The following is a 12,558-nucleotide window of genomic DNA, read 5'->3' on the forward strand; positions in this document are numbered from 1 at the left end:
CGGCGATCAGCCGCGCAGCGCGGCATCGAGGCGGTGGATCGACACCGCCCTCGCGCCCTGGGCCGGCGCCGGCGCGGGCAGCCTGCGCACCGCCGCGCGGACACGCTCCGGCACCTGTTCGATCGCCCAACCCAACGCGGCGTCCAACGCTGCGGCGTCCGCGCCCGCCGCCAGCGCCTGCGCCGCATAAGCCGCCGGCCCGAGAATGTGGTTGAGCTGATGCGCGCTGGCGATCGGATGGGTATAGGCGGCCGCCGCCGCGAGCGAGGCCGCACGCGCGGCGGCCTGGGCCGCGGGATCGTCCGCTTCGCGCGCCGCGGCGTGAGCGGCCCAGCTCAGGCTGCGCAGCCGCGCCGTACGTCGTTCGCCGGCGGCGAACTCGCGCGCGGCCGCGCATCGCCCGGCACCGCCGCTTCGAACAGCGGCAGCGCACGCTGCGCGCAGTCGGCGGCCCAGCGCGCGATCTGGCGCAGGTCGTCGAGATCCAGCAGCGCGCGCGGCGATGGGGCATTCATTTCCGACCTCTGCCGCGGCGGCGACGCACCGCGATCCGGCTGCGCAGTGTACTGCGTTCGATGCGCTCCCTCGCGGCGCGGAAACGTTCGTCCGTTCGCAGCGAAACCACCGAGCAAACGGCCGAATACGGGGTCGTATCATCGATCCTAGTCGACGTCACAAAGCCTAAATCGCAATCGGCGGACGATCCGACAGGATCTCCGTCGGGCTCACCCGCATGCCCGCCAGCGCCCCAAAAGCCAGGATCGAGCAGTTCTTCCGCCGCTATCAACGCCGTTTCCAGCGCGCCCTGGACGACCTGCACGACATCGACACCGATGCGGTGACCGGGGCCTTCGCCGACTACTTCGTCCAGTCCAGCTTGGCCGGCGTGTACGGCGGCAAGAACGGGCTGAAGTTCAAGTTCTTGATCGGCCGCGGCTTCGCCCGGTATCGCAAGATCGGCATAACCTCGATGGCGATCGCCAAGATCGAGTCCACGCCGTTGGACCCGACGCATGCACTGGCCAAGGTAAATTGGGACTCGCGCTACCGCGCGCGCGCAAGGACGGCGCCGAAGTGCGGATCGTGTTCGCCTACCTCTACTTCCTGCTCCTGCGGCCGGGCAAGCCGAAAATCTTCGGTTATGTCACCGGCGACGAAGCGGCGCTGCTGAAGAAGCATGGCTTGGCATGAGCGGGGCCAGCCGAGAGGTCACTGGATCACGTAGCCGCTGAAGCGCCACCGCCCGTCCTCGTCCAGGCGCAACGACACCAGTTCGATCGCCGATCGCCGGCCCTGGAATTGGCTGGCGAACTCGATGCTGGCGTACACGCCCGGCGGCAGCTCACGACCCTCGCCCACGCCTTCGCGCCGTACCGCGGTCCAGCGGCGCGCGTTGGCCGGCCCCAGCGGCTTGCGCACCGCCCCGACCCGGGCGACGAACTCCGCACGATGGGTCGATCGCTGAGTCACGTTGGAGGCGCTATCCCAAAGCGCACCGGTTTGCTCGCGGTCGATCGTCTGCAGGATCTGCAGCGCGGCTTGGGCCAGCGCGTTGGGATCGATGTCGCGCACGCCTGCCGGCGCTGTCGGGCGCGGCGCCGGAGTCGGGCCCTGGGCGACCGCGCCGGCCGAACATAGGGCCAGGAGCAGGATGGCGACGTAGCATTTCATGGAGCGGCCTCGATGGCTGGACGACGGAAGGCAGGACGCGGCGACGTCGTACCGGACAGAATCATCGGATCGCATCGGCTGCGATCTCGACCCGGCGGTCGGGTTGCAGGCAGGCAATCAGGTTGGCGCGCGCCAGCGAGACATCGCAGTGCCTGGCGATCGGTTCCGACTCGCCGCGTCCTTCGGCTTGAACCCGGTCCGCGGGCACGCCACGCTCGATCAGCATCTGGCGCACGGTCTGCGCACGCTGCAACGATAGGGCGCGGTTGGCCGACTCGTCGCCGATCACGTCGGTGTGGCCGATCACTCGGATCTCGCCGGTCGCACCGGCGGCGCTCAGCTCATCTGCGATGCGCGCGATCTGTTCCCGTCCGGCCGGTTGCAGATCGCCGATACCGCCGCCGCCGAACGCGAACAACGCATCGGCGGACAAGGCGAAGCGGCGCGGCGCGACGGCGGCCGGCGCGGGCGGCGCCGCGGCGACCGCTGCGGCGAGCCGCTCGGCGCAGTCCTGCGGCTGCCAGTAGAAGCTGCGCCCCAGGTAATCGCGGTCGAAGACCACCTTGTACTGACAGGTGGCCACGCCGCCGTCGTGGCGAAAACGAAAGATGTAGTCCCATTCCCGCACGCCGGCGTAACCCTCGCGAAAATGCGGACGCCCGAGCAGGTGGTAGAGCTGTTCCTTGCTGACGCCGGGCCCGACCTGGCGCAGATCGTCCAGGTTCGGGAAAGTTCCCTCTTTCAGCACCGCCCTGTCCATCGCCGGGAACACGACCTGTTCCGGCACGCCGTCGGCGGAAATGCCGCGACTGACATGGCGGGTTCCGCAAGCCGGCAACAGGCCGATCGCGATTGCGCACACGATCGCCTTGCCGGCGTATCCCTTGGCTTGCATTGGATGTCCTCGCTTTGACTGATGGCCGGCGGGCGGCGCGCGCTGCCGGCCGAACCGCGATTGGTTGCGCCCGCGCCGGCCGGATCCGCCGACGCGGACCGTCTCACCACTGGATGCCGGCGCCGACCGAGAAGCCCCAGTCGCGCGCGGTGTTGCCGCTGGCCTGGGCCTTGTACACCCATCGGCCGTTCTCGGTGATGCCCGACAGGCCCACCGCCATGCCGTACTCGCCCTGATAGCCGCCGGCCGCGACCGCGAGCATGCTCTTGCCCGGCAGGTACGCCTGCGGCAGGCCCGCCATCGCCATCGCCGACGAGGTGCCGGCGCGCAAGTCCCGGCGCAATGTCCACACGTCGCTGTCGAACTGCTGGAAGCGCGCGTCGGTGTAGGCCTTGGACTGGTCGATGGCGTGGCTGACGCCTGCGCCGAGCTGGCTGACGTTGACCGCGTCGGTGGCGGCGATGCCAGGCGCGACGCCGGTCACGGTGCGGCCGCCGAGGTTGACCTCGCCGGTCGAGGTGCTGGTGCCGACATAGGCGGCGTTGTAGCCGCTCTGCGCGCCGACCGTGGTCGCCGAGCCCGTGCCCAGGGCCACGCTGTTGGCGTGGCTGGCGGTCGCGCCGGTGCCGAGGGCGGTACTGCCGGCGCCGCTGGCGGTGCTCTGGTTGCCCACCGCCAGCGCGTTGTTGCCGCTGGCCACCGCGCCGTCGCCGCCGGCCGATGAATTGCTTCCGGTCGGGCGCGGCTTGACCACGGCATCCTCCTGGCTGACCTGGAACATGCCGTCGGAGCCGTTCTGCACGCTGCTGATCCGGCCGTCGAAGCTGTTGACGGTGTTGGCCAGGTTGGCCACGTTGCCTTCGACCTGGGTGATGCGGCCGTCGAAACCGTTGACGGTGGTGCTCAGGTTGGCGATGTCGCCTTCGACCTCGGTGACCCGGCCGTCAAGCGCGTTGACCGCCTGGTTGGTGGCGTGCAGCTGCGAACCGTTGACCGCGTCGGTCGAGGTTTCCGACAACCGTCCCGCGGCGACATGGGTGAGGGTGCGCTCGGCGCCGGCGCTGCCGACGGCGACGGTACCGACCGGAGCGGCGCCGGCGAAGTCGTAGCGGGTGCCGGCGATGGTGGCGCTGGCGGTGCCCACCGCCGTGCCGGTGGCCGAACCGGCGCCCAGAGCCACGCTGTTGGCGTCGCCGGCGCTCGCGCCGGTGCCGATCGCGACCGCGTCGACGGCGCTGGCGCCGGCATTGACGCCGGAGGCGATGGCGCCGGTCGCGGTAGCGCCGTCGTTGGCGTAGTTGCCGCCGGCGACGCCGCCGTCGTTGACGCTGTAGTAGTGCACCGCGCCGGAAGCGATGGCCTGGTTGAGCTGGTCCAGGTTGACCGCGTCGCTGCCGTCGACGCCGGCCGCGACGTTGCGGATAGTCGTTCTGCCGGCGTCGATGCCGAGATTGGTGATGCTGGGGCCGCCGGCGATGCTCAGGCCGTTACTGGTGATCGTGGTATTGCCGACCGCCACGCTGTTGAAGCTCGGATCGGGCACCACGCCGACGGTCAGGGTGCCGGTGGCGTCATCGTAGGCGACGGTGGCGTTGCTGCCCGCGGCGACGGCTAGCGTTTCGCCGGGGCCGATGTTGCCGCTGCCGCCGCCGGCGGTGATGTTCCAACCGGCGTTGGCGCTGTTGTTGATCTGGGTCAGGGCGTCCTGGACGTTGTTGTAGGTATTGCCGCCGACCGCCAGGCCGGCGCTCACGGTATGGCTGACCGGGTCGTACGCCGAGCTGCCTCCGAGTGCGGCCGCGGTGCTGCTGCCGAGCCGGTCGAGATCGACACCGAGCGCTCCGACCGCGCGATTGGTGGCGAACAACTGCGAGCCGTTGACGGCGTCGGTCGAGACGTCGGTCACGCGCCCGGCGGCGACGTGGGTCAGCGTGCGTTCCGCGCCGGCGGCGCCGATGCTGACCGTGCTGGTCGGGGCGATGCCGGCGTAGCCGTAGCCGATCCCGTCGATGACGTCGCCGGCGGTCGCTACGACCGCGCCGGTGGCCGAGCCCGCCCCCAGCGCCACGTCGCCGGCCTGGGTCGCGGCGGTCGCGCCGAAACCCAGCGCCGTGGCGCCGGCGGTGGTCGCGCTCGCGCCGATGCCCGCGGCCAGCGCGTTGAGGCCGGTGGCGCCGTCGTTGTCGTAGTTGGCGCCGGCGACGCCGTTGTCGTTGACGCTGTAGTAGTGGCCGCGCACCGCGTCGGCGGCGTCGGTCAGCTGGTCGAGGTTGACCGCGTCGGTGCCGGCCACGCCGGGGGCGACGTTGCGGATCGTCGAACCGCCCGCGTCGATGCCGGCAACAGTGACGCTGGGTCCACCGACGATGGTCAGGCCGTTGTTGTTCAGCACGCTGTTGCCGGCGGTCACGCTGTCGACGGTGATCGCATCAGCCAGATCGAAACCGACGTCGTCGTCGCCGGCGTTCTTGGCGATCACGATGTTGCCGTCGGTATTGTGCAGGTCGACCGCCTCGCCGGGGGCGACGTTGCCGGCATTGGCGCCTTGGGCGCTGAGGTTCCAGCCGGCGTTGGCGGTGGTCGCCACCGCCTCGATCGCCTGCTGCGCCGCGAACAACTGCGAACCGTTGATGGCGTCGGTCGAGGCGCCCGAGATCCGGCCCGCGGCGACGTGGGTCAGGGTGCGCTCGGTGCCGGCGTTGCCGATGCTGACCGTGCGGGTCGGCGCGGCGCCGGCGAAGTTGTAGGTCGTGCCGTCGATGACCGCGCTGGGAGTGGCGACCGCGGCGGCGGTGACCGAGCCCGATCCCAGAGCGACGTCGCCGGCGTTGTTGGCGCTGGCCGCATCGCCGAACGCTACTGAGCCCGCGGCCAGCGCGCGGCTGGCGTGTCCGATCGCGACGCTGCCCTGGCCGACCACGGTGTTCTGGAATCCGATGCCGACCGCGCCCTGCGCGGCAGTGCCGGGCACGCCGACCGCCTGGCCGCCGCCGCCGACCATGTTGGTATTGCCGAGTGCGATCGTGCCGTTGCCGGTGGCGGTGTTGTCCAGGCCCTGGGCCACGGCGCCGTTGCCGCTGGCGGTGTTGGGGTCGCCGATCGCGACCGCGCCGTCGCCGCTGGCGAAATTGCCCGAGCCGATCGCGACCGCGCGGCCGCCGGTGGCAGTGGAGGCGGTACCGATCGCGACCGCGTCCTCGGCGTCGGCACGGGTGCCGGTGCCCATCGCGATCGCGTTGAGCGCCGAGGCGCCCGCACCGCTGCCGATCGCGATCGCCTGCGCCGCAGAGGCGTCGGCCTGCGCCCCCATCGCGGTGGCGTTGGTGCCGCTGGCGCGGGCGCCGAAGCCCAGTGCGGTGGTGCGCGATACGGTCGCGGTCGCATTGTTGCCGAGCGCGACCGCACCGGCGTCGCCGGCCCGCGCGCCGGAGCCGGCCGCGATCGAGCCGACGCCGCTGGAGACGGCCTGATTGCCGAGCGCCAGGGCGAAGTCGGCCGAAGCGTCGGCGAGGTTGCCGAGCGCCGCCGAGCTGAGCCCGGCCGCATCGGCTAGGGTGCCGATGGCCAGGGCATCCGTGCCCGTCGCGTTGGCGGTGCGGCCGGCGGCGAACGCGCGTTCGCCGCCGGCGCTGGCGCCGCCGCCGACCGCTGTCGAATTGGCGCCCGAGGCGTTGACGAAGGTGCCCAGCGCGGTCGCGCCGGCGCCGCTGGAGGAGGCGGCGGCGCCCAGCGCCACCGCGTTGACATTGTTGGCGACGGTGCCGGAGCCCAGCGCCATCGCCGCCGGCCCGGTCGCCGCGGCGTTCGCTCCCAGCGCCACGGCGCTTTGCGCCGCGGCCCGGCTCTGCAGGCCGACCGCGACGGCGTTGGTCTGCGATGCGGCCACGTCGGTGCCGATGGCGATCGCGCCGACCGCCGTCGCGCCGGTGCCGGCCACGGTGCGCGAACCGATGTGGATCGAGTTGAGTTGCGAGGCGATGGTTTGGAATCCGATCGCGACCGCGTTCTGGCCGCCCGCGCTGGCGCTGTTGCCTTGCGCCACCGCGTCCAGCGCCGCGGCGTTGGCGCGGTAGCCCAGGGCCAGGCTGCGCAGTCCGGCGGCGTTGGCCTCGGCGCCCAACGATGTCGCGCTGACCTCGGTGGCGCGGGCGAAGCTGCCGATCGCCACGGTGTTTCCGGCACTGGCGGTGACGTCGGTGCCGACGGCGATCGCGCCGCCCGACAGGGCGCCGGTTCCGGCCGCGCTACGTGCGCCGAGATAGATCGAGTTGATCCCGGCGCTATAGGCCTGGAAGCCGAGCGAGATGGTGTTCTGCCCCGCGCTGTGGGCAGCATAGCCGACCGCCAGGCCGCCGAGCACGTCGGCAGCCGCGAGCGAGCCCAGCGCGGTGGCGCCGATGCCGCTGGCGCGGGCGCCCAAGCCCATGCACGAAGCGGTGCTGTTGTACTGGTTGTACGGCGGCGCATTGCAGTCGACCGACTGCGCTTGCGCCGCCGTGGTCCACGTTCCCGCGCCCATCGCCAGCAATACGGCGGCGATGCACGCGCCCAGGGCGGTCGGCGGCGGCGAACGGCGGATCGCCCCGGCGCCGACCTTGCCGCGCGGCGCGGCCAACTCGGAGGCGACCACCGGCCGGTTGAGCGATCGGCTCCACACAACGCTGTAGATCTTGTTCATCACGTATGTTCCCGGTTGCGTGCTGATGCGACGGTCTGCGGACCAGGAGGTCGGTCCATGAACCCGTTCGGCGAGCGGCGCGTCGTCGCGGCGGTCCGGCGGCGGCATGCGCGAAACGGCGAGGCGTACCTGCGGCTCGGGGGACGATTGGCAGTGCGCATCGCCGCCATTCGGCGCCGCGCGGCAGGTCGTTCGCGGCGAACACTAGCGAGCGGTCCCCAGGCTTACACGCACCGGTTTTCACGAATGTTTTCGCGTCCGCGGGCCGGCGGCGCATCGGTCCGCGCGGCTTCGACGCTCGCCGCGGCGACGGACCGGCCGAGGCCGGCGCCGCGGATCGAACCGGTTTGCCGGGGCTGCGCGCGCCAAGGCGAACGCGGCGCCGGCCGCCGCGCCCGCCGATGGCAAGGCCTGCGCCGGGCAGTCCGCCGCGTGCCGCGCGCGCACTCGCGCCGCGGCCGTCGGTTGCGATGGCGCCAAACTCACCGGCGGTGAGAATCGCAATTCGCAATTTGCGTCGCGCGATGGCGAATCGGCTGCGGAAGACGGCGCGGTGTCACGCTTCCCGATGCCGTAACCCGCCGCCCCTGGCGGCGCCTGACGGCGATGCTAGGCTGTCCGCCGGTAGCCCACCGCAAACGGATTCGCCGCCGCCGGGCCTGATCGCGACGGCGCGTGCGGCAGTGCGGACCGTTTCCTCCCAGCCCTCCGGCAGCGCATGCAGTTCCGATGACCGTCCGCGTATCGTCCGTCTCTCCCTGGCGTGGTTTCGTCGACTGGGTCAAACGCGTGCCGGGCGCTACGCCGCGCGACCGACGCAATGCGCTGATGCTGCAAACCCTGCTCGCCGGCGTCGCCGCGACCACGCTGTGCGTGGCGGTCGCGACTTGGGCGACCGCGGCCGGGCGAGCGGCCAACGGCGAAGGCGGCCTGGCCTTGCTGGTCGGCCTCTGCGCCTGCGCTTGCCTGGTCCTGCTGCGCAACGGCCGTTTCCGCCTGGCCACCGGACTGACGGTTTCCGGCAGTCTGGGCCTGATGGCGCTGAGCTACTACGCCTACGGCTTGCGCGCCCACTCCGGCCTGCAGATCATCCAGTTGCTGCCGCTGCTGGTGTCCGGCCTGTTCCTGGGCAGAGCGGCGGCATGGTGGACCGCACTGGCCGGCGTGGCGGTGCTGGCGATCGGCGCGCAGACCGATCTGAGCCTGGCGAGTGGCGCCGTGCAAGCCGCCGACAGCCTGTCCAACCTGCTGCTGGCGGGCGCGAACTTCCTGATCCTGGTGGCGATCCTGGACCGGCTGGTGCTGTCGATCCAGCGCGCTGTGCATCGCAGCGAGGCATTGAACGCGATATGCCTGGAACTCGAACGCCAGGTGGGGGAAAAGGAACGCGCCTACGAGCGGCTGCTGCAGACCCAGAAGATGGAGACCATCGGCCGCTTGTCGACCGGCATCGCCCACGACTTCAACGCCATTCTCAGCGTGATCCTGGGCCATGCGACCTCGGCGAACCTGCGCGGCAGCTCGGTCGACGCGGTCTTGCCCGGCATCCGCGACGCGGCCCGGCGCGGCGCCACCCTGACCCGGCGTCTGCTCGGCTTCAGCCGCGTCCACGTACGCCAAGTCTCGACCTTCGATCTGGCCGCGGCGGTCGAGGAAGTTCGGCCGCTGCTGCTGCCTATGTTCCCGCGCAGCATCGAAGTGGCGCTGGAGACCTCGGCTTCCGGCCTGTATGTCTGCGCCGACCGCGAAGAACTGGTACTGGCGCTGCTGAACATCGCCAGCAACGCCTGCGATGCCATGCCGAACGGCGGGCGCTTCGTGCTGGCGGTCGAACCGGAGGGCGACCGCGCAGGGCTCAGACTGGAGGACACCGGCAGCGGCATGACGCCGGAAGTGCTGGCGCGACTGTTCGAGCCGTTCTTCACCACCAAGCCGCGCGACCAAGGCACCGGCATCGGCATGGCGACCGTGCGGCGCTTCGTGCTCGATCACGGCGGCGAGATCGACGCCGACAGCCGGCCCGGTCAGGGCACGCGCATCCGGATCCGCTTGCCGCGCGTGCAGGCGAACTCCGGACACGCGGAAGAAGTCAGCGCAGGACAGCCCCGGGAGTGGACGGATGCGCTCGCGCACTCGCCATGCTCACCAACGTAAGCGGTGCCTAGAGGCCCTCATCGCCCCGGCGCACCGGGTCGCGCTCCTGGCTTGAGCCCAGTTGGGTCGCACCGACCAGAACGACCAAGCCCAGCGCAGTGGCCAGGATCAAAATCCAGGGCCGCAGATACCACGGCTGCGGATTGTTGATCTCCAACCTGGCCGACGCCGGCGACCAGGCGCCGCCCTGGCTGCGGGCCTGGACCTCGAACACGTGTTCGCCCCATGGAATGGTGCTGTACAGGACGCTGCGATTGAGTCCTACCTCGACCCAATCCTGGTCGAACCCGAGCAGGCGCAGGCGAAAGCGGGTATCGCGCGGACGGCTGAGGCTGATCGCCGTGTAGTGGATTTCCAGGTTGCGCGCGAACGGCTCCAGGGTCAGCGACGGACCGGCGCGGTCGCGCAGGCGCCCACCGACCGCGACTTGCTCGATGTGCGGCCTCGGCCGGTTCGGTTTGACCCCCGACAGGCGGGCCGAATCGATGAACGCGAACCCCTCGACCAAAGCGAACCAAAGCCGGCCTTGGCTATCGCGGTGACAGGCGGTCGAGTGGCCGCCGTTGATTTCGGCCGGGATCAGTCCATCGCTTGCGGAATAGCCGACCGATTCGATCGCCGTCGCGGCTTCGTTCGGGTACGGCAGCAAGGCGACGCCACGGTTGCCGCCCAACCACAGACGCCCCTGTCCGTCCGGCAAGATGCACGACACGGTGTCGTCGAACAGACCGTTGCGGCTGTCGTAACGTTGCACCCGACCGAGCCGGATGCGATTCAATCCGCCGCCATAAGTGCCTACCCACACCGTGCCGGTCGCTCGGTCTTCGTAGAGCGATCGCACGAAACGCGAAGACAATCCTTCGCGTGGCGTCCAGCGCTCGACGATCCGATCGCCGTCCAATCGCCACACGCCGCGATCGCCGATGGCCCAGTAGCCGCCGCGCGCCGCGGGCACCAAGCCGTTGACGGCCATGTCCTGCAAAGCGCCAATGCGTCGTTGCGCGGCGATGCGTCCTTCGCGGTCGAGTTCGATCTCGTAGCTGGAGCGTCCGGCGCCGACGAGAAAGCGTCCGCCGGCATAGGGCCAGACGCTCAACGCGCCGACGCCCGTCCAAGTGCCGATCAGCCGCGACGTGCCGTTCCAGACCCGCACCAAGCGCCCTTCGGCGGTGCCCGCCAGCAACTCGCCATCGCGCCCCGGGGCCAGGCTGGTGACGCAGTCGTCGCCGACCCGCGCCTGCAGCGGTTGCAGGCGCATGCTGCCGTCGCGCCGCCAATGGCGCAGCCCGGCGCAGGCCGAGCCCAGCCACAAACCGCCCCGCCGGTCTTCGACGATCGCCCGGCCGGCCATGTTCACTCCCGACCGTTGCGCGGACAGCAAGCCGAACAAGGGCCGACGCACGCGGAACAGCCCCTTGCTGCCGCTGCCGATCCAGACATTGCCTTCGTCGTCGCGCGCCAGGCTGACCACGCCCAGGCCCGACAGTTCGGGGATTTCCCGCCAATCGCCGGGGCCGACTTCGCGCAGCACCCGCCCTCCCGCCGCGGCCACCCACCAACGGTCTTCCGCATCCTTAACCGCGGCCGTGGGGCCCGCGACCCCGAGCGGCTGCCAATGGCCTTGGTCGGGACGGTAGCGGTACAGCGCACGATTGGTGCCGACCAGTAGTTCTCCGCCGCTGGCGTGCAATACCTGCACCCATCCGCCGCCGTTCGGCAGCGGTATTGGTCGCAGGCCGCCATCGGCCATGACGAACAAGCCTTCCCCACCGCCCACGTAGGTACGGCCGCGCGCGTCGCTCGCCAGATGCGTGTGGCCGGTCCGTACTGGATCGATCCAGGTCGCGCGCAAGCGCAACGGGTCCAGGCTGAACATGCCCATGTTGCTGAGGATCCACAGCCGGCCGCCGGGTGCGCGATGGATTGCGTTGATCTGGCAAGTACCGCCGCAAACCGGCAGATGCCGGAACCTGCCCTCCCGATACACGCTCAAGCCGGCGTCCTGGGTGCCGATCCACAGTTGCCTGCGATCGTCTTCGAACAGCGCCAGGATGCGATCGCTGGCAGGGCCGGTCTGCACCGCTGGATCCGCGGCCGGGGAAAGCCGTGCCCGGAACTGCGTGAAGGCCAAACCGTCGAAACGCGCCAGCCCGCCGAAAGTGCCCAGCCACAGGTAACCGTCGCGGGTCTGGAGCACGGTGTTCACGCCCGATTGCGGCAGGCCGTCCTCGCCGGTGAAGGCGTGCACGCCTACCTGATAACGCGGCTGCACCTGCGGCGAGGCGACGGCAAGGCCGCAGGCGAGCATTGCGGCGATCGCCGATTCGACCAGCCGCGACCACAGCGCCGAGACGGCGCCACAGATCCTACGCCGCACGCGCCCGCCTACCAGTTGAGCACATAGCCGATGCCGCGTACTGCGCGCAACGGAAGCTCTTCCTCCGCCAACTGCTGACACTTCTTGCGGAGGCGGTGCACCAGCATCTCCAGCCGGTGCGGGTCGAAGTCGTAAGCGTTCTTGACCAGCTTGGCGATCAGCGTTTCACGCTGCACCGGAACGCCGGCGTTGGCCGCCAGCGCCGCGATGACCTGGCGCTCGGCCAAGTTCATCTCGATCTCCACTCCGCCCGGGCTCAGGATGCACCAGCCCTTTTCGTCCAGCCGCCACCGCATCGGCGCGGACACCGCCTGGGTATCCGGCACCACCCAGCGGGACAGATTGTGCAAAGTCGTCACCACCTCTTCCATGTCGACCGGCTTGGGCAGATACGCGTCCGCACCGGCGCGCAGCCCGCGCATGCGGTCTTCGTTGGTATCGCACCCGGTCAGCATCACGATGCCGACGCGGGAAGACAGCCGGCGCAGATGTGCGGCGATGCTGAAACCGTCTTCGTCCGGCAGGTTGATGTCCAACAGCACCAGATCGTAGGAGCGCAGCGTCATCGACCTGTACAGGTCGAGCGCGCTGGCCATACCGACCGCGACGAACCCGGCGTGATTCAACACCGGCAGCAAGACTTCTTCCCTGAACGCGCTGTCGTCCTCCACCACCGCAAGCGTGGGCCGCCGGCATCCGGCGTCCCTCAAGCGAGCGTCCTTCATCACTTCCCCCCAAGCAAGCAGGCTGTCGCACCCAATGGCACGACGCGCCTCGGTGCAA

Annotated in this window: 8 protein-coding genes; 2 read left to right on the plus strand and 6 right to left on the minus strand. The window is 70.6% G+C overall.

Features of this window, described 5'->3' with window-relative positions:
- Positions 1-6: 6 nt before the first annotated feature.
- On the minus strand, positions 7-657 hold the full coding sequence (locus tag AC3A57_RS01850) for a putative immunity protein (protein WP_487577311.1): 651 nt from the start codon (positions 655-657) through the stop codon (positions 7-9).
- A 76-nt stretch (positions 658-733) separates the two neighbouring features.
- On the opposite strand from AC3A57_RS01850, the gene AC3A57_RS01855 reads away from it, so the two are divergent.
- The gene (locus tag AC3A57_RS01855; protein WP_487577312.1) at positions 734-1,171 is read left to right on the plus strand and encodes a hypothetical protein; all 438 of its coding nucleotides are present in this window, start codon (positions 734-736) and stop codon (positions 1,169-1,171) included.
- Positions 1,172-1,209: 38 nt separating this feature from the next.
- On the opposite strand, the gene AC3A57_RS01860 is transcribed toward AC3A57_RS01855, so the two are convergent.
- The 3 genes from AC3A57_RS01860 to AC3A57_RS01870 form a co-directional block, all read right to left on the minus strand.
- Positions 1,210-1,671, minus strand: coding sequence for a DUF4019 domain-containing protein (locus AC3A57_RS01860; RefSeq protein WP_487577313.1), 462 nt, complete (start codon positions 1,669-1,671; stop codon positions 1,210-1,212).
- Between the two features lie 61 nt (positions 1,672-1,732).
- The gene (locus AC3A57_RS01865; RefSeq protein WP_487577314.1) at positions 1,733-2,566 is read right to left on the minus strand and encodes an outer membrane protein assembly factor BamE; all 834 of its coding nucleotides are present in this window, start codon (positions 2,564-2,566) and stop codon (positions 1,733-1,735) included.
- A gap of 103 nt (positions 2,567-2,669) precedes the next feature.
- Positions 2,670-7,244, minus strand: coding sequence for a YadA-like family protein (locus tag AC3A57_RS01870; protein WP_487577315.1), 4,575 nt, complete (start codon positions 7,242-7,244; stop codon positions 2,670-2,672).
- A gap of 729 nt (positions 7,245-7,973) precedes the next feature.
- Here AC3A57_RS01870 and AC3A57_RS01875 point away from each other — a divergent pair.
- Complete coding sequence (locus tag AC3A57_RS01875; RefSeq protein WP_487577316.1) at positions 7,974-9,398, plus strand: sensor histidine kinase; 1,425 nt, start codon at positions 7,974-7,976, stop codon at positions 9,396-9,398.
- 7 nt (positions 9,399-9,405) lie between these two features.
- On the opposite strand, the gene AC3A57_RS01880 is transcribed toward AC3A57_RS01875, so the two are convergent.
- A complete protein-coding gene (locus AC3A57_RS01880; RefSeq protein ID WP_487577317.1) occupies positions 9,406-11,775 on the minus strand; it encodes a ligand-binding sensor domain-containing protein in 2,370 nt (789 codons plus the stop codon).
- An 8-nt stretch (positions 11,776-11,783) separates the two neighbouring features.
- Positions 11,784-12,500: a response regulator transcription factor gene (locus AC3A57_RS01885; RefSeq protein WP_487577318.1), complete on the minus strand. Its 717-nt coding sequence runs from the start codon at positions 12,498-12,500 to the stop codon at positions 11,784-11,786.
- Between the last annotated feature and the right edge of the window lie 58 nt (positions 12,501-12,558).

The organism is Lysobacter sp. Soil_C_15, assembly GCF_057657315.1.

Coding starts and splice junctions, on each gene's coding strand:
- AC3A57_RS01850 (WP_487577311.1), bottom strand. CDS start 657: ATGATACGACCCCGTATTCGGCCGTTTGCTCGGTGGTTTCGCTGCGAA.
- AC3A57_RS01855 (WP_487577312.1), top strand. CDS start 734: ATGCCCGCCAGCGCCCCAAAAGCCAGGATCGAGCAGTTCTTCCGCCGC.
- AC3A57_RS01860 (WP_487577313.1), bottom strand. CDS start 1,671: ATGAAATGCTACGTCGCCATCCTGCTCCTGGCCCTATGTTCGGCCGGC.
- AC3A57_RS01865 (WP_487577314.1), bottom strand. CDS start 2,566: ATGCAAGCCAAGGGATACGCCGGCAAGGCGATCGTGTGCGCAATCGCG.
- AC3A57_RS01870 (WP_487577315.1), bottom strand. CDS start 7,244: ATGAACAAGATCTACAGCGTTGTGTGGAGCCGATCGCTCAACCGGCCG.
- AC3A57_RS01875 (WP_487577316.1), top strand. CDS start 7,974: ATGACCGTCCGCGTATCGTCCGTCTCTCCCTGGCGTGGTTTCGTCGAC.
- AC3A57_RS01885 (WP_487577318.1), bottom strand. CDS start 12,500: ATGAAGGACGCTCGCTTGAGGGACGCCGGATGCCGGCGGCCCACGCTT.